Source organism: Limnobacter litoralis (assembly GCF_030160455.1).
GTDB lineage: Bacteria > Pseudomonadota > Gammaproteobacteria > Burkholderiales > Burkholderiaceae_B > Limnobacter > Limnobacter litoralis.
Window position 1 is genome coordinate 54,820 of record NZ_BSOJ01000027.1, and the last position, 17,515, is coordinate 72,334.

Here is a 17,515-nt window from a genome sequence, read left to right on the forward strand (position 1 = left end):
TGTTACAGATGATTACGGGGTCAACCTGCCCTGCCATTGCGCCGTTACCCTACAGCCTTGGAACAACAATCCACCCCTAAGGCAAGGGATATAAAAAGATGACCCAAACCACCTACCGCATTTGCGTGCTGGAGGACAACCACCTGTTGCTGGAGCTACTGGTGGGTTTAATCAATGACAATTTGCCCACCTGCTCACTGACCACATGCACCACCATGGCCGAGCTGGTCGATCAAGGCCTGAATTTTGATTTTCTGGTTTCTGATCTGGACCTGCCAGACTCGCCCGCTCACCGAACAGCGCAATATCTGGAAGCATTGCCGGCCAACACGCAAATTGCCTGCTTCACGGCGGATGAACGCAGTGGCAGGCAACTTGAACAGCGCACGCAGGGCCGCATTCGCTTTTTCAGCAAAACGGGCAGCATGGCCAGCCTGCTGAGCCTCATCAAAAGCAAGGCGGCCCTTCAACCCTGAAGGGTAAACGCTCAGGGTGCTGGCAATGCCCAAGCCCGAATGGTGTGGCCGGTTTGATAACCAAACAACTTGTTGCCACCCGCGGCTGCAACCACATATTGGCGCCCGTCGACGGTGTAAGTCACGGGTGGCGCATTCACGCCTGCATCGGCTTGCCCCGCCCACAGTTGTTTGCCGGTGTCTGCATCCACGGCAATCAACTTGCCCTCACCCAATCCTGTAAACACCAAACCACTGGCGGTGCTCAAAACCCCGCCAATGAGTGGCTGGTCCACCTTGTGCTGCCAGCGCAACTTGCCTGTGTCGAGGTTGATTGCGCTCAAGATGCCATAACGTTGGCCGTCGTCTGTCGGCGCCATGGATGAGTACTTCAATTCACCATGATCAGCATTCGCAGGCAAAGTGTGCAGGGTGTAACGCACCGGCCAGTGAATGCCGGCAACAAACACATCGCGGCGCTGCTCATCCACCGACACAGGCGACCAGTTTGAACCACCGATCACGCCGGGATAAATCAGTGTGCCGGCTTCAGTCGGTTTCTTAAAGAAGTTCTTGCGCGGCACGAACGAGTCGCTTTTGTACAGCAATTTGCCAGTTATCCGATTGTGAGCGTAAAACCAGCCTGTCTTTCCGGCCTCGCCCACCGCTGGCACCTGCTTGCCCTTGATGTTGGCAGTGAACAAAACGGGCGGACTGGCCACATCGTATCCCCACTGATCGTGCGGCACTTGTTGGTAATACCATTTGATTTTGCCGGTGTGAACGTCCAGCGCCACCAAACTGGCCGTGTACAGGTTGTCCCCAGGTCTTGAAGAACCCTCCATCTGCGGCGAAGGGTTGCCTGTGCCGAAATACAGAAGACCGTTTTCACGATCAATGGCCGGTGTACTCCAGGCGGAGCCGCCACCATACTCCCAAGCGTCCGGGTACTTATTTAACTCGCGTTTTTCCTGGGCTATGTTTCGCGGCAAGGGTACGCCATCGGGGGTGGTTTTGCGGAAATGTCCTTCCCAGCCTGTGGCAGGCACCGTGTCAAACTTCCACACCTGCTGACCGGTTTTGGCGTCAAACGCAGCCATAAAGCCACGGCGACCGTACTTGCCCGCAATGCCGACCACCTCGCCCAGTGGCGCATTGGGGTCAGGCTTGTCCAGATGCAGCCCATAACCCACGCCGGTAATGCCCACAATCACCAAACCATCCACCACCATGGGGGCCATGTTGATACCCGCGCCCGAAGTGCCCGCGACGGTCATCTTTCCGCCGTTTGTGTTCAAGTCTTTGCCCAACGTGTCCGCGTCTTCGTGCACGCCCTGCTCACCACCGGTCACATCGACGTCCCACACCTTCTTGCCCGTTTGAGCGTCCAGCGCAATGAGTCGTGAATCCACCGTGCCCATGTAGACCAGGCCGTTTTCAACGGCAACGCCACGATTGGCTGGGCCACAGCACATGGGGCGGCTTTTGATTCGATCGTGGATGTAACGCCAGATTTCCTCGCCCGTGTCCGCTTTCAAAGCCACCACGCCATTGAAAGGCAGTGACACATACATGACGCGCCCCACCACAATTGGCGTGGCCTGAAAGCTGCCTGACACCTTGGTGTCAAATGTCCAGGCGGGCTCCAGGCGATTGACGTTGTGCACATTGATCTGCGTCAGCTCGCTGTGTCGCTGGTGCTGCCAATTGCCGCCAAACACAGGCCAATCGGTGTCCGCCCCCGCAGTGGCTGCAACAGCCAGGCTGGCAGCCACACACAGCGTGGCCGCAAGTGCAGTGGTTCTGAAGACGTGTCTCATGCTCGGTTTCCTGCTGTTACAAACAGAACATACCTTGCAATTTTCGAGCCTATTCAATGTGTTGCAGAATGACGCACCCGCAACACAAGGCCAGCAGGACTCAATCCGACAGCGCTTTCATTCGGGCGTACAGGTCAGCCTTGCCTTCAAAGCCGATACCCGGCAGATCTGGCAAAGTGACATAGCCCTGCTGAACCTTCACACCATCGGGGAAGCCGCCATAGGGCTGAAAAAGGTCGGGATAAGACTCATTGCCGCCCAAACCCAGCCCGGCTGCGATGTTCAATGACATTTGATGCCCACCGTGCGGGATACAGCGCGACGCAGACCATCCGTGCTGATGCAGCATGTCCAGTGTGCGCAGATACTCCACCAAACCGTAGCTGAGGGCACAATCAAACTGCAACCAGTCGCGGTCGGGCCGCATGCCGCCGTAACGGATCAAATTGCGCGCGTCCTGCATCGAAAACAGGTTTTCACCAGTGGCCATGGGTTTGTCGTAATAATTGCGCAGCGTGGCCTGCAATTCAAAATCAAGTGGATCACCCGCCTCCTCGTACCAAAACAGGTCGTACTGCGAAAGCGCTTTGGCATAGGCAATTGCCGTGTCCAGATCAAAGCGGCCATTGGCGTCCACAGCCAGCTTCTGGCCGTCTTGCAACACACTCAAAATTGAGTCGATTCGGCGCAAATCCTCATCCAGCGACGCACCGCCGATCTTCTTTTTCACCACCGTGTAGCCCCGATCGATGTAACTTCGCATTTCATCTTTCAATTTGCCGTGGTCTTGCCCTGGGTAGTAATAACCACCCGCCGCATACACAAACACCTTGCGATTGGGTTGACCGTTGCCATATTTCTCAGCCAGCAACTGAAAGAGCGGTTTGCCCGCAATTTTGGCCACAGCGTCCCAAACGGCCATGTCAATTGTGCCAATCGCAACCGACCTTTCACCATGGCCACCTGGCTTTTCGTTGGTGAACATGCAGTCCCACACCCTGTGCGGACAAATGTTCTGGCCGGTTTCATCCAGCAGACTGTCCGGGTTGGCCTCCAATATGCGAGGAATGAACCTTTCACGCATCAACTTGCCCTGGCCATAGCGACCATTCGAATTGAAGCCATAGCCCACCACGGGTTTGCCATCGCGAATCACGTCAGTGACAACCGCCACCAGGCTGGAGGTCATCTTGCTGAAGTCGATGTAGGCATTGCGGATGGGCGAGCTAATGGGCACGGTTTGTTCACGAATTTCAACGATTCTCACGGCATGTCTCCTAAGTGATGCGGTGAGGAAATCTTAGGCATTCAGTTGTACTTCGTGTTTTAATAAATCTGATTTTATTATTCAGTAAAAATGAAGACTGCCCAATCCAGCGAACTTGAATTCTTCGTCACCCTGGCTCGCCATGGCAGCCTGGCTGCCACTGCACGCGCACTGAACATCACCCCACCCGCCATCACCATGCGGCTTGCAGCCATGGAATCGCGTTTGGGCGTGCGGCTGGTGAACCGAACCACCCGCAAAATCAGCCTGACCAGCGAGGGAGAACTGTACCTGCAACACGCCAGCCGCATTTTGCAAGACCTGCGCGACATGGAAGACCAGGTGGCCAGCGGTGGCCAAACCCCACGCGGACCGATCCGGCTGAATGCCACGCTGGGCTTCGGGCGGACCGTCATAGCGCCTTTGGTATCGAGATTCTGCAAATTGCACCCGGACGTACAGGTCAATCTGGAAGTGACTGATCGCCCGGTCGATCTGGTAGACGATGGTTTTGACCTTGCCATTCGATTTGGAGAACTGCCAGACAGTCGCCTTAGCGCACGACGCATCATGAGCAACCGGCGTTTTTTGTGCGCCTCACCGTTGTACCTGAAACAATGCGGCACACCGCGTACTTTGGCCGACTTACAGCATCACCGTTGCATCGTTCACCGACAAAACAATGAAGCCCATGGCAGTTGGCGCTTCAACAAAGGCAAAAAAAGCGAGCTCATCAAAGTGCAAGCTGCGCTGGCAAGCAACGATGGAGACATCGTCATGGAGTGGGCACTGGAAGGACATGGCATTTTGATCCGGTCCGAATGGGACTTGAACAAATACCTGGAAAGCGGGCGACTTACCCGCATTCTGACCGACTACACACTGCCCAGCGCCGACCTCTTCGTTTACTTTCCCGCGCAATTGCATCTGCCGGTCCGCGTTCGCAAATTGATCGATTTTTTAATCGACAACCTGGCCCAGCAAAAATAATTGAACTGGACTGTAACCAATTTCAAAAGCAGACCGAACTGAAGAGTGTTCACGCACAATCTTCTACACCCAGGCGTGATCGCATTTTTATCATTCAAGCCCATCCGGGCCAACCAAAGGAATTTAGACATGAAAAAAGCACTGTTCACACTGGCCTGCACAACTGCACTGTTTGCCTTCAACGTACACGCGGCCGATGACATGAAACACGATGGCATGACCAAAGACGGAATGACCAAAGAGGACACCATGAAGAAGGACGACATGATGAAAAAGGATCACATGAAGAAAGACCACATGAAAAAAGACCACATGGACAAGGACGGCATGAAACACGACGGCATGAAAGCCGATGGAATGAAACACGACGACATGATGAAGAAGTAATTTAACCGGGGGCGGACCAACATGAACAACATCCACTCAGGCAGCAAATCGTTGAAGACTCTGGCTCCCATCGCAGGTGTAGCCATCGCCCTGATTGGCAGTACCGCAAGCGCCGCCCCTGTCTGCCAATGGCAGAGCCCCATTCACCCCATGCTTGTTGCCGAATTGTTTACCTCCGAGGGCTGCAGCAGTTGCCCACCGGCTGAGCGCTGGCTGAGCACCACCCTGAAAACCGGCACCTTGACCGATCGCGTTTTGCCGCTGGCCTTTCATGTGGACTATTGGGACTACATCGGCTGGAAGGACCCGTATGCAAGCGCTGATTACTCGGCACGGCAGTACCAGTGGCAAAAAGCCGGGGCCAGCCAGATTGTTTACACACCGGAATTCATTGTGTCTGGTCGTGAATATCGAGGCTGGCGCAACCCCGCCACCCTTCGCCAGATGCTGAGCGAGAACGCCAATCAAAAAGCACCTGTGACCATTCAAGCCACCGTGTTGAAAGGGCAAGCAGATCGCCTGTCCATCCAAATTGAGCAGGAATGGCAAGGCCAGGCACCGGCGGGCACCCAGACCACGGTATTTTTGTATGAAGACGGGCTGAACCAACAAGTGGACTCTGGCGAGAACCGGGGCGAAACACTTCGACATGACGCAGTGGTCAGGGCCATGTTGAGTGCACCGAAAAAGCCATCTGGCGGTGCCACGGCTCAAATGAATTTCCCGCTGCAGCGCGACTGGGTGCGCCACAAACTGGGGCTTGGCATCGTTGTCAGCGGTAACCAGGGCCAACGCATCTTTCAGGCACTGAACGTGCCTGGGTTGCTTGCCCAATGCACCGAACAGCCTCAAAATTAAAAGGTAAACATCATGAACAGAAGACAACTTTTGGCAGGTTTGGGTGTCTCAGCACTGGGACTCACCGTCAATCGAATTTCAATGGCAGGTAGCACAATGACGAAAGTACACAAAACACGCGAAGAATGGCTCAAATTGATTTCTGCAGAGCAATATGGCGTGCTCTTCAATGAGAACACCGAACGGCCTTTTAGCAGCCCCCTGAATGACGAAAAACGCAAAGGGCATTTTCTGTGCGCCGCCTGCAACCAGGTGCTGTTTCCCTCTGAATTCAAGTTCAACAGCGGCACGGGTTGGCCCAGCTTTTTTGACGCCAACAAAGAAGCCATTGGCACCAAGCGCGACTTCCGGCTGATTTTGCCGAGAACGGAATACCACTGCAGCAATTGTGGTGGCCACCAGGGGCACGTCTTCAATGATGGCCCCGCCCCCACTGGCTTGCGCTACTGCAACAACGGTTTGGCCCTGAAATTCGTGCCAGAAGGCGAACCCCTTCCATCGGTGCTGACATCATGAAACACACTCCGCTTTTACGCCTGTCTGCTTTCTTGCCGCTTGCAGCAGGGCTTTTTATATCACTGGCAGGCTTAAGCCAACCAGCCCGCGCAGCCACTGAAACCGCCGTGTTTGCTGGTGGCTGCTTCTGGTGCGTCGAATCCGATTTTGACAAGGTGGCTGGGGTGATCGAGACCACCTCGGGATATGCCGGTGGCACGGAGGCCTCGCCCAACTACCAAACTGTCAGCGCGGGTCAAACTGGCTACGCCGAGTCAGTGCGTGTCACCTTCGACAACAGCAAGGTCAGCTATTCTCAGTTGGTGGAATATTTCTGGAAAACCATCGACCCCACGGTGCAAGACCGACAATTCTGTGATGAAGGGCACCAGTACCGAACCGCTATTTTTTACCAGAACGACGCCCAGAAAAAGGTGGCTGAAGCCAGCAAAGCGAAACTGGTGGCCAGCGGCAAATTCCCGCATGTGTACACGGAAGTGGCGCCTGTGTTGAACTTCTACCCCGCAGAAAGCTACCACCAAAACTACTACCAAAAAAACCCGATACGTTATGAGTTTTACAGGTTGAATTGTGGGCGCGACAACCGCGTGAAAGAACTGTGGGGCAAGTCAGTTCACTGAGACCACCCAACAGAGTGACTAAAAATCACCCGATTTGCCAAGCCCCTGAACAAGCCTGAATACTTTCAGGCTTGTTTCATTTCAAGGCAGGCAAAACATGGCAGCACGTCCTTTGGTCGATGGATTGGCACAAGTCATTCTTGGCGACAGCACAACCCACGGTGGCAAGGTCATCAGCGGCAGCCCCAGCACCTTTTTTGGTCCCGCCCGAATTCCCGTGGCACGGGTTGGAGACATGACCAGCTGCCCGCTGTGCCCGCCGCACGTCTTTCCGATCGTGCAGGGCCACCCCTTCTTCACCGACAACCACATGAACGTCGCCCTGCATGGCCACAAAACCGCCTGCGGGGCCAGTTTGATCGCAGTGGCAGCGCCTGCACCCGACGAAACGGACTTTCCCGCACATTACGACAGCACACAGTCTGAACCGGAAACCCACAGCCCGCTGGAAGTGGAATTTCTGGACACCGACGGCAACGCGCCAAATGCAGGTGAAAACATCAAACTGCAAATCGGGAAAACCGTGCTGGAAGGCACGCTGGATGGCGAAGGCAAAACCAAATTCAAGAAAGCCCCTCACGGATTTGCCAAAGCAGTGCAAACCAAACGTCAAGGCGACGAATAAACACCATGCCTGATTACGCCAAAGCATTCCCAAACTCGCCCATCATGCACGTGGATGGCGACACACAAATAGCCTGTAATGATCTGCCCGGTGAAACGGTGCGTTGCATACGCAAAAAGCCAAAATTACGCGTGGTGCTTCGCAAACACCGAGACGTGGTCTTCGACATCAACCTGGGTCTTGGCGGACAGTACAGTGTCGAATCGGAGCAAAGTGACTTCTACAACACCCGCGACAAAAAGCTGATTCGACCGAAAACACAAGTGGTGTTTAGTGAAGGGGAAAGGTTGCATCTCTGGGTGAGTAGAACCTTCATGGGTGCGCTGCTGCTTAAACACAACGGCAAGCTGATCGCCCGATATGAACCCAATCAGTTAGACCCACACACCTGTACTGCGCAAAACCCGGAAGGCAAACCAGCACCGCTGATTGTCTCGATGCAGCTGCCTCATTTTGATGTGCTGGAGCCCATACAAACACAATTGGACAAGACGACTGAATATTACGAGAAAAAAGCGCAGATGATTCAAAAAACGATTTATGTCGTTGAGGTAAAAGATTGGGGCAAAGAAATACCGCTTCAAATCGTAAAATTTTTACAAAACGGTGGGAAAGAAACTGCAATTGATGATGATGGAGTTTTAACAAGAAACTGGCTGCTTTCACAGCTAATAGGAACTACTGAATCAATTTATCATCAAAGAGAAATAGTGAAGGACTTGATATCTACTAAATTCTATTTAAAAGCGTTTTTCAGAAAAAATGGGACGAAAGTATATCACATAGTATTTAAAGGAACTGCAGGCGCACGAAAAATAATAAAAGCATCCAGATACCTCAGCAACAACAGTCAAGTAATTTCAATAACCCATGGGACTGGCAGCTTTGCAACAACGGCACATCAATCATGGAACACACTAAAAGGCTCCGTTGGAAAGGGCACAGCCATAAGTATAATTTTCACAATTGGGATAGATCTAGCCGAGTGGTTAAAAGCCTTTCAAACAACAAATTCCGGTGATAGTGATTCAAAGTTCAACTTATTAGATTTATTTACAACTGTAGGACTGGACATTACAAAAGGAGCAATATCCGCTGCGGCAACCGAAGTTGCAGTGAGTGGAATTTTATTTATTACATCATTTGTGGTTGGTACGGCGGGATTACCATTTGTAGCCTTATTGATAGGAACAGTTTTTATAGCGGTTGCCGTATCCACAGGGATCGATTTTATTGATAAAAAATACAAAATTACAGATAAAATAGGGCAAAAAATAAAAAGCAGCGTCGAAGAGCTCGGAAGAAAAAATTCAAACGACTACTCACCGATCAACATCAATCCGATATTTCTTGCTCCATAATGGATAAAATAAAAAACAGCCGATTAGTTGAAGAATCAAAGATTTTTTCTTTATCCACCCCTATTATATTAATAGTAAACTACTTTATTTTTTATGGAATTCTTGATTTAAATTCAAAATATTTATATCAATACATAATTTTTTGTTTAATTATCAGCGTTTTTTTTATATTTTTAAATTTTTCCAAAATAGATCTATCAAAAAAATATATTTATAACTCTATAAAAAATTTATTTTTCATTTACCTAATTTACTCGCCATTTATTTCAATTAGCTCAATATATTTTATCAAAAAAAATAATAATAATAATAACATTTCGCACAAAATTTTTCTTATAACATACGTAGGCTCAATCATTCTAACAGCCATATACAATTATATAAAAGCCAGAAACAGCTATGAAAGCGGTACTTTCTTTAAGATGAACATTTCGGAAACTGAAGAATATTTACTTATGAACGGAAAGCCTCAATTCCAAACACAAAAGGATTACAGTCACAGTGAAATCTCAAAAAAACTGAAATCAACGATTCTCTCAATTGTTTTACCTATTTCAACCATGGCCTACCCGCTTCAAAAGCTAATCGCACATCATTATGGGGACGAGGCGATTTTCCTTTTCCTTGCTATTTTAGGTTTCTTTCTTCATGTATATGTTGCAAAAGGTTTCGGATATTACCTTTTTTCAAATATCGTTATCCCGTTAAAAATCTCAAAGCAGCATGGCAAGCCAATCTATTTTCATAAAAATTTCTAGTTATTTTAAGACCAGTTATTCCTGTTAATTAATAATCTTTCAAAGCATTTAGCAATTCTTACAAATTCGAGTCTAATCAACAAGAGCTGGGTACAGCCCTCGGTCGAGCTGGGTCCTACCTCGGTTTCACACAAAGTGAACTGGCACAAATGATCAGCAATTGCAGAAGCGCAGTGTCTCGCGGCATCATCGACCCAAACTCCAAGTCGGGTGAATTGCCGCTGACCGTTTTACGTTGCTACAGGTCTTTGCACGCGCTGTTTGGCGGCAACAAGTAACACACGAACCACTGGGTGCATGTGGCCAACCTGCATTTGAATGGAGTGTCTGCCGATCTCATGAAGTCCATCGTGGGTCTGGTACAAGTTGCTTCGTACCTGGAATCCATGCGCGTGAGGGTATAAATGATCCACCTGAATCAGGCAAGCCAGCGGGTGTTCACACACCCGGCCAGCGCGCTGAAAGTGGACGGTGCACAGTAATTACTTACGCACAGCTTTGTAATGCGCGGGGTTCAGGGTTTTGCCCATTTGCTGCCACAACACATGTTTCAAGACTTTGAAAGGTACAAAACGGGCACCGTACCAAACCCGCGCCGCGTTGTTGCCGTACACAATACGAGGTTCGTTTTTCTCGATGCATTTGCGCACGTATTCCACAATCTCTTCCGGGGGTGTGGTCAAAAACTTCTTGGCGAATTCAGCGTGCTCTTCCTTGTTAGCAATGTTGGTGTTGATGCCACCGGGGTGCACCAAATGCACCTGGATCTTGCTCGATGAAAGCTCGACACCCAACGATTCAGTGAAGCCACGCACGGCAAACTTGCTGGCGCAGTAATCCGAATTGGAGGGGGTTCCGACCAAGCCAAAAATGCTGGACACGTTCACCACTGCGCCTTCGCCGTTTTCCATCAACTGCGGCAAAAACGCTTTGGTGCCATGCACAACACCCCAAAAGTTGATGGCCATCACCCGCTCGATCACGTCGTCGGGGTTCAACCACACGGGCAGCCCCTCGCCACTGATGCCCGCGTTGTTGATGATCACGTGCGCATTGCCCAATGTGCTTTTCACTTCCTCTGCAAAGGCGTACACCTGCTCTTTTTTGGACACATCCACCTGCGTTGCCAACACTGCTTTGCAACCGGTCTTGCGGGTCATCTCTGCCGTTTCCTGCAAGCCCTTGTTGTCGTAGTCGCAAATGGCCACTTTGCTGCCCAGCTTGCCAAACATCAGCGCGTAAGCGCGGCCCATGCCTGATGCTGCCCCGGTGATCACCACCACTTTGTCTTTGAAGTTTTTCATGCTCAGGCAGCCTCCACCACTTTCAGTTTGGCCTTGCCAGGTCGGCGTGGCAGGTCTACAGGCTTTTTCAGTACGATTTCATGGTCGCGCTGCTTGAACTTCTTGGCCATTTGCAGATAGGTGTAGCTAAACCCCGGAAACATGGCCACCACATGGCCGCTCTTGCTCTTGTACCAACTGGTGCACCCACCGGTTTTCCACACCGTTTTGTCCATTTCAGTGTGAATAAACTGCGTGTACTTTTCTTCCGCCTCGGCCTTCACTTCAATGGCAGCTGCATTGCCTTTTTGAACGCGGTCGATGGCCTGCATGATGTAGTGCATCTGCGCCTCAATCACAAAAATGGCTGAGGTGTGGCCAATGCCGGTGTTCGGGCCGGTCACGATGAACAGGTTTGGAAATCCGGGCACTGTAGTGCCCAGGTAAGCCCGTGGATACTCGCTCCAGACGTCCGACAGGCGCGTGTTGTCACGGCCAATCACCGGGTATGAAATCACGCCATCGGTGGCGTCATAGCCTGTGGAATAAACGATGCAATCCAGATCGATCTGCTCACCGCTTTGGGTCACAATGCCGCGCTCGTTGATCTCGGCAATGCCGTCGGCCTTGTCGTGCAGGGTCACGTTGTCACGACAGTAGGCTGGGTACAGGGTGTTGCTCAGGATGATTCGTTTGCAGCCAATCGTAAAGTCGGGTGTGACCTTGCGTCGTAGCTCAGGGTCTTTGATCTGTTTTTTGATGTGATGCAAGGCTTCGCGCTGGGCAATCTGCTTCAGCGCAAAGTCGCTGTATTTGAATGCGATCACGCGGCTTTCCAGCCCCCAGTAAATGGCTGATCTGGCGAGCCTGCGAATCGGGTCAATTTTCAGCAGCTTTCGTTCCCAAGGTTTGAAGGTGCGGTCAGGACGTGGCAGCACCCAGTGGGGCGAACGCTGAAAGACATGCAGGTGTTTCACATCGGGTGCAATGGCTGGAATGACCTGCGCTGCACTGGCGCCGCTGCCAATGATGGCCACGCGCTTGCCTGCGTGCTGATAATTGTTGTCCCAGTTGTTGGTGTGAAAGGTTTTGCCTTTGAAAGTGTCGCGCCCCTTGAAGTTGGGGTACACCGGTGTACTCAGGGGGCCACTGGCGTTGACCACAAACTGCGCTTTCAACACGTCACCACCATCAAGCAGCACATGCCACAACTGTTCGTGATCGTGCCATTCAATCTGCTTGACGTTGCTTTTGACGCGGGTCTTTTCACGCAGACCGTGTTTGGTTATCACGTGCTCGGTGTATTGCTGAAGCTCTTTGCCTTCGGCAAACATCTGGCTCCAGTCATAGGGTTCACTCTCGATCGAATACAGCAGCGATTGAACGTCCACGGCCGCACCTGGGTAGGCGTTCTGACACCAGGTGCCGCCCATGAAATCGCGGCGTTCCAGAATCAGGAAATCGTCTTCACCGCGCTTTTTCAGGTTGATTGCGGCGCACTGGCCGCCGAAGCCGCTACCAATGATGATGACTTTGTACGTGTTTTGCATGGGGTGTCTCCTGCCCTTCTCAGGCTTGGTGGTTTTGAAGCAATATATATTTGACAATAATCATTGTCAAATGAAGATTTCCTCTAAAACTTTTGAATCCAGCACATGCATGGCCAGGTATTTCAGCTATGCTTCCTGCACCTGAACGCAACCTATTGGAAACACACGCAATGAAACAGTTTGACAATGTGTCGGTGGTGAAGGCCGCCAACATTTATTTCGATGGAAAAGTCAGCAGCCGCACCGTTTTGTTTGCTGACGGCAGCAAAAAGACGCTGGGTTTGATGCTGCCTGGCGACTATGAATTCGGCACTGCCGAAAAAGAAATCATGGAAATATTGGCGGGCGAGCTGGATGTATGCCTGCCCGGCGAAAGCTGGAAAGCCATTCAGCCCGGTGAGTCATTTGAAGTGCCAGCCAACGCCAAATTTCAGCTGAAAATCAAACAACCCACCGACTACTGCTGTAGTTACATCAAGGGTTAAGCAGGGCTTCTGCCTTGCTCGCGCTGATGCGCACCGCGCAAAACTTCAGCTCGGGAATTTTTCCGAACGGGTCGAGCGCGGGGTTGGTCAGCTTGTTGATCGCCCCTTCTGCATAACAGAACGCCATGAAAACCGTGCCTGGCTGCACGGCCGCGTCTTGCCTTGCATAGGCTTGAATTGCCCCACGGCGTGATGCCATTTCAACCACATCCCCCGCTTTCACACCCAGCTTGTTCAAATCTTCTGGATGCATCTGCACTACAGGTACTGGTTCAAGTGCGTCCAGCACGGCAGAGCGGCGCGTCATGCTGCCAGTGTGCCAGTGTTCCAGCTGGCGCCCAGTCATCAGTACGATCGGATAGTCTTCATCAGGCAACTCATCTGCGTGCACAAGCGATGCAGGCACCAGTTTGCCCTTGCCGCTTGGGGTCGGGAAGGTCTCGGTAAACACAACCGGGTGCCCTGTGTCGCCTTCAAAAGTACACGGATAAGTGACTGCGTCTTCACGTTCCAACCGTTCCCAGGTGATGCCGCGAATCTCGGGCATGCACATGCGCATTTCGTCAAACACCTCGGCCACAGTTTGCGCTTTCCAGTTCAGGCCGATGGCCTTGGCCACCTGTTGAATAATCCAGAGGTCTTGTCGCGCATCGCCGGGCAAAGGCAATGCAGCACGGGCCATTTGCACGGTTCGGTCCGTGTTGGTGAAGCTGCCTGTCTTTTCAGCAAAAGCGGATGCCGGCAACACGATGTCTGCCAGTGCCGCGGTTTCGGTCATAAAGATGTCTTGCACCAGCAGGAAATCAAGGCTGGCCAGTGATTCACGGGCGTGCTCAGCGTCCGGATCGCTCATCGCCGGGTTTTCACCCATGATGTACATGCCGCGAATCTGTTTGTCTTCAATGGCCTTCATGATTTCGACCACGGTCAAGCCGGGTTTGTCGCTCAGCTCACAGTTCCAGTATTCTTCAAAAAACGCCTTCGCTTTGGCGTCGCTTACCTTTTGATAATCGGGGAACATCATCGGAATCAGACCCGCATCTGACGCACCCTGAACGTTGTTCTGGCCACGCAAGGGATGCAGGCCGGTACCCGGACGTCCAATTTGCCCGGTCAACAAGGCCAGCGCGATCAGGCAGCGGGCATTGTCGGTGCCGTGAATGTGCTGCGACACACCCATGCCCCAAAAGATGATGGAGGCTTTGGAGGTGGCGTACATGCGCGCGATCTGACGGATGGTGTCTGCATCAATGCCGCACACAGGGGCCATGGCTTCAGGCGTGAACGGCGTCAGATTCTTGATGAATGCGTCATAGCCTTCGGTTCGTCGGGCCACAAACGCGTGATCGACAAGGTTCTCGCTCACGATCACATTCAGCATGGCATTCAGCAAGGCCACATCGGTGTCGGGCTTGAACTGGATGTGATGGGTGGCAATACGGGTGAGATCACTCTGCCTTGGGTCCATCACGATCAACTTGGCTCCGTCAGCCACGGCGTTTTTCATCCAGGTGGCACCGACCGGGTGGTTGACCGTGGGGTTGGCCCCGATCACCACAATCACTTCGGCCTTCATCGCGTCTTTCACAGGGTTGGACACCGCACCGGAACCCAAACCTTCCAGCAAAGCGGCCACGGAAGACGCATGGCACAAGCGCGTGCAATGGTCTACGTGGTGGTTGCCAAAACCGGTTCGGACCAGTTTTTGAAACAGGTAGGCTTCCTCGTTGCTGCACTTGGCAGACCCGAAACCAGCCAAAGACTGGTTGCCGTGCTTGGCCAGAATACCCTTGAACTGTTGGCCGATTTTTTCAAGCACTTCATCCCAGGTGGCAGGGCGGAACTGGGCCATGGCAGATTGCGCTGTCCAGTCGCGGTGAGCCTGCTTGGGGGCGTCCTCACGCCGAACAAGCGGTTGGGTCAGGCGCTCTGGGTGATGCACATAATCAAAACCGTAGCGGCCCTTCACGCACAGGCGGCTGTCGTTGGCCGGGCCATCACGGCCTTCCACGCGCACAATGCGGTCTTCTTTGACGTGGTAAGTAACTTGGCAACCCACACCACAAAACGGGCACAGAGAGTCCACCGCATGGGTTTGCTGAGGCACACCCGCTTTTACCCATGAAGTCGACATCAGCGCGCCTGTGGGGCACGCCTGTACACATTCTCCACAGGCCACACAGGTGGACTCGGCCAATGGATCACTCATGTCGAACACAATTTGCGCGTGATCTCCGCGCCAGGCCAATCCGATCACGGCGTTGCCCTGCTCTTCACGGCAGGCACGCACGCAGCGTGTGCACTGGATACAGGCGTCCATATTGACCGTGATGGCCGGGTGCGAAGTGTCGCTGGCCGGTTGTTCACGCCGCTCGAACCGGCTGCCCTGCAGACCCACAGCACGGCTGTAATGGTCCAGCTCGCTGTCGGGCCGGTGAGCCTGTTCAGGCATGTTGGCGCTCAGCAATTCAAGCACCATGCGCTGGGCCTTTTCGGCGCGCTCATTGTTGGAATGAACCACCATACCCGGCTGAACCTGCCTGCAGCAGGAGGGTGCAAGCGTGCGCTCGCCTTCGATTTCAACCACACAGGCGCGGCAGTTACCAGCGCATGCAAGCCCTTCTTTGAAACACAGGTGAGGAATGTCTACACCTTCGCGTTTGGCCACATCCAGAATGGTGTCGCCATCGTTTGCCTTGGCAATTTTGCCGTTGAGAGAGAATTCAATCATTTGTTAGCCTCCGTGCTGCTGGCTAAGCCCAGTTCATGGGGAAAATACTTCACAACACAATCCACGGGGTTCGGAGCCGCTTGGCCCAGACCACAAATGGACGCGTCACGCATCAAGGTCGACAAATCGCCCAACAACTCAAGGTCCCATTGGGGCTTGTCCATCAGCTCAACAGCCTTGGCGGTGCCTTCGCGACAAGGTGTGCATTGACCACAACTTTCATGCCGGAAAAACCGCATCAAATTGCGAGCCACATTGACCGCACGATCTGCCTGTGAAAACACCACAATGGCAGCCGATCCGATGAAGCAGCCGTGAGGTTGAAGCGTGTCAAAGTCGAGCGGAACATTTGCGAGACTGGCCGGCAAAATGCCGCCCGACGCACCACCCGGCAAATATCCATAGAGCGTATGGCCGGGCAACATGCCACCGCAGTACTCATCAATCAACTCGGCCAGCGTAATACCAGCTGGTGCCAAGTGCACCCCGGGTTTGTTGACTCGTCCAGACACTGAAAATGACCGCAAACCCTTTCGGCCGTGGCGGCCATGAGATGCGAACCACTGCCCGCCTTTTCTCAAAATTTCAGGCACCCAGTACAGGGTTTCAAAGTTGTGCTCAAGCGTGGGGCGGCCAAACAGACCGACCTGGGCGACGTACGGTGGCCTCAGCCTCGGCATGCCGCGCTGGCCTTCAATGCTTTCGATCATCGCGGATTCTTCACCGCAAATGTAGGCACCCGCCCCGCGCCGCAATTCGATCACAGGCAAAGTGGCCACGGGTGGGTTGGCGCGCAGGTCGTCCAACAGGGCTTCCAGCGTGGCGCGAAGGGCGTGGTACTCGTCGCGCAAATACACGTAAATCGCGTCAATGCCGACCACTTGCGCGGCGATCAGCATGCCCTCCAAAAATTGATGGGGGTTGTGTTCAAGCCAATGGCGGTCTTTGAAAGTGCCGGGCTCGCCCTCATCGATGTTGATGGCCATCAGTCTGGGTGCCAGTTGGTCGCGTACGATGCGCCACTTCTTGCCAGCGGGAAACCCGGCACCACCCAAGCCCCGCAAGTGCGATTGCTCAAGCTCAGCGATCAGGTCGTCGCCTTTCAACTCACCCAGATTCAGGCGGCGCAGCGTGCTGTAGCCCCCCTGCTCTTCATAGGCACTGCGGCTGACTGCGGGTACGAATGCACCGGCAGGCTGTTTGGCTTCGGGTTTTTTACAGGCTTCTTGCACCTTGGCCGCATCCGCCAGTTCCACCGGGGTTTGGTGCACCACGGCCACGGGCGCTGCATTGCATCGGCCCACGCAGGGGGCAGGAATGACTCGAACCTCGGTGCCGAGAATGTCAGGCAGGCGTTTTAAAAGGTCTTGCGCACCGGCCAGTTCACAGGCAATGCCATCACACACCCGAACAGTCAGTGCGGGTGCGTCGGGCGTGTCTGCCACGGAATCTGCACGCACGATGTCGAAGTGATGGTAGAAACTTGCCACCTCAAACACTTCCGACTGGCTTACCCGGAGAATCTGAGACAAAGCCGCCAGATGTGCTGTCGACAATTGGCGGTATCGGTCTTGGATGAGATGAAAATATTCGATCAGGTGGTCTCGCCGCAGGGGCCTTTCACCCAGTAAACTTTGAACCTGCTGCACTGCGAGAGGGTCTGCCTGCCGGCCCTTCGGAAATGCGCGCTTGCGCTGTGCCTGTGTCTCCACACTTTTTATCGGGATGACGGTGCTGCTCATGAATCACATCCTTTCAGTTTGATTAATTCTACCCAATTTTTGGATTTGGTGATTGGTTCAGTCAAAC

Annotated in this window: 18 protein-coding genes; 12 read left to right on the forward strand and 6 right to left on the reverse strand. The window is 53.0% G+C overall.

All coding sequences use genetic code 11. From position 1 onward, the window contains the following. Nucleotides 1-98 precede the first annotated feature (98 nt). Nucleotides 99-476, forward strand: coding sequence for a hypothetical protein (locus tag QQJ87_RS11145; RefSeq protein ID WP_284281806.1), 378 nt, complete (start codon nt 99-101; stop codon nt 474-476). An 11-nt stretch (nt 477-487) separates the two neighbouring features. Here the strand turns inward: QQJ87_RS11145 and QQJ87_RS11150 are convergent, their stop codons facing one another. Then, complete coding sequence (locus QQJ87_RS11150; RefSeq protein WP_284281807.1) at nt 488-2,275, reverse strand: pyrroloquinoline quinone-dependent dehydrogenase; 1,788 nt, start codon at nt 2,273-2,275, stop codon at nt 488-490. Nucleotides 2,276-2,375: 100 nt separating this feature from the next. Continuing rightward, on the reverse strand, nt 2,376-3,542 hold the full coding sequence (locus QQJ87_RS11155; protein ID WP_284281808.1) for a mandelate racemase/muconate lactonizing enzyme family protein: 1,167 nt from the start codon (nt 3,540-3,542) through the stop codon (nt 2,376-2,378). Nucleotides 3,543-3,632: 90 nt separating this feature from the next. Here QQJ87_RS11155 and QQJ87_RS11160 point away from each other — a divergent pair, with 90 nt between their 5' ends. The 10 genes from QQJ87_RS11160 (at nt 3,633) to QQJ87_RS14690 (ending at nt 10,061) form a co-directional block, all read left to right on the forward strand. After that, entirely contained in the window at nt 3,633-4,532 is a 900-nt protein-coding gene (locus QQJ87_RS11160; RefSeq protein ID WP_284281809.1) for a LysR family transcriptional regulator, read from the forward strand. A 129-nt stretch (nt 4,533-4,661) separates the two neighbouring features. Then, a complete protein-coding gene (locus QQJ87_RS11165) occupies nt 4,662-4,919 on the forward strand; it encodes a pentapeptide MXKDX repeat protein (protein ID WP_284281811.1) in 258 nt (85 codons plus the stop codon). Nucleotides 4,920-4,940: 21 nt separating this feature from the next. Further along, nucleotides 4,941-5,777 carry a DUF1223 domain-containing protein gene (locus tag QQJ87_RS11170; RefSeq protein ID WP_284281812.1) on the forward strand — a complete coding sequence of 279 codons (837 nt, stop codon included), beginning with the start codon at nt 4,941-4,943 and terminating at the stop codon, nt 5,775-5,777. 12 nt (nt 5,778-5,789) lie between these two features. After that, nucleotides 5,790-6,293: a peptide-methionine (R)-S-oxide reductase MsrB gene (msrB, locus tag QQJ87_RS11175; RefSeq protein ID WP_284281813.1), complete on the forward strand. Its 504-nt coding sequence runs from the start codon at nt 5,790-5,792 to the stop codon at nt 6,291-6,293. After that, nucleotides 6,290-6,913 carry a peptide-methionine (S)-S-oxide reductase MsrA gene (gene msrA, locus QQJ87_RS11180; protein WP_284281814.1) on the forward strand — a complete coding sequence of 208 codons (624 nt, stop codon included), beginning with the start codon at nt 6,290-6,292 and terminating at the stop codon, nt 6,911-6,913. Before msrB ends, msrA begins: the two co-directional genes overlap by 4 nt. A 97-nt stretch (nt 6,914-7,010) precedes the next feature. Then, nucleotides 7,011-7,538, forward strand: a complete 528-nt coding sequence (locus tag QQJ87_RS14635) for a PAAR domain-containing protein (RefSeq protein ID WP_329671558.1) — start codon at nt 7,011-7,013, stop codon at nt 7,536-7,538. 5 nt (nt 7,539-7,543) lie between these two features. Next, on the forward strand, nt 7,544-8,899 hold the full coding sequence (locus QQJ87_RS11190; protein ID WP_284281815.1) for a hypothetical protein: 1,356 nt from the start codon (nt 7,544-7,546) through the stop codon (nt 8,897-8,899). A gap of 455 nt (nt 8,900-9,354) precedes the next feature. Continuing rightward, on the forward strand, nt 9,355-9,657 hold the full coding sequence (locus QQJ87_RS11195) for a hypothetical protein (protein WP_284281816.1): 303 nt from the start codon (nt 9,355-9,357) through the stop codon (nt 9,655-9,657). A gap of 149 nt (nt 9,658-9,806) precedes the next feature. Next, entirely contained in the window at nt 9,807-9,935 is a 129-nt protein-coding gene (locus QQJ87_RS11200; protein ID WP_284281817.1) for a hypothetical protein, read from the forward strand. Nucleotides 9,936-9,956: 21 nt separating this feature from the next. After that, entirely contained in the window at nt 9,957-10,061 is a 105-nt protein-coding gene (locus QQJ87_RS14690; RefSeq protein WP_431310097.1) for a hypothetical protein, read from the forward strand. A gap of 78 nt (nt 10,062-10,139) precedes the next feature. On the opposite strand, the gene QQJ87_RS11205 is transcribed toward QQJ87_RS14690, so the two are convergent. Both QQJ87_RS11205 and QQJ87_RS11210 read right to left on the reverse strand, forming a co-directional pair. Continuing rightward, nucleotides 10,140-10,961, reverse strand: coding sequence for an SDR family NAD(P)-dependent oxidoreductase (locus tag QQJ87_RS11205; RefSeq protein WP_284281818.1), 822 nt, complete (start codon nt 10,959-10,961; stop codon nt 10,140-10,142). Between the two features lie 2 nt (nt 10,962-10,963). Continuing rightward, nucleotides 10,964-12,490 carry a flavin-containing monooxygenase gene (locus QQJ87_RS11210; RefSeq protein WP_284281819.1) on the reverse strand — a complete coding sequence of 509 codons (1,527 nt, stop codon included), beginning with the start codon at nt 12,488-12,490 and terminating at the stop codon, nt 10,964-10,966. A 170-nt stretch (nt 12,491-12,660) separates the two neighbouring features. Between QQJ87_RS11210 and ppnP the strand changes: the two genes are divergently transcribed. Further along, nucleotides 12,661-12,975, forward strand: a complete 315-nt coding sequence (gene ppnP, locus QQJ87_RS11215; RefSeq protein ID WP_284281820.1) for a pyrimidine/purine nucleoside phosphorylase — start codon at nt 12,661-12,663, stop codon at nt 12,973-12,975. On the opposite strand, the gene fdhF is transcribed toward ppnP, so the two are convergent. Next, on the reverse strand, nt 12,965-15,706 hold the full coding sequence (fdhF, locus tag QQJ87_RS11220) for a formate dehydrogenase subunit alpha (protein ID WP_284281821.1): 2,742 nt from the start codon (nt 15,704-15,706) through the stop codon (nt 12,965-12,967). The two genes, ppnP and fdhF, sit on opposite strands and share 11 nt — an antisense overlap. Further along, entirely contained in the window at nt 15,703-17,448 is a 1,746-nt protein-coding gene (locus QQJ87_RS11225) for an NADH-ubiquinone oxidoreductase-F iron-sulfur binding region domain-containing protein (RefSeq protein WP_284281822.1), read from the reverse strand. The genes fdhF and QQJ87_RS11225 overlap by 4 nt, the downstream gene beginning before the upstream one ends. Nucleotides 17,449-17,515 lie beyond the last annotated feature (67 nt).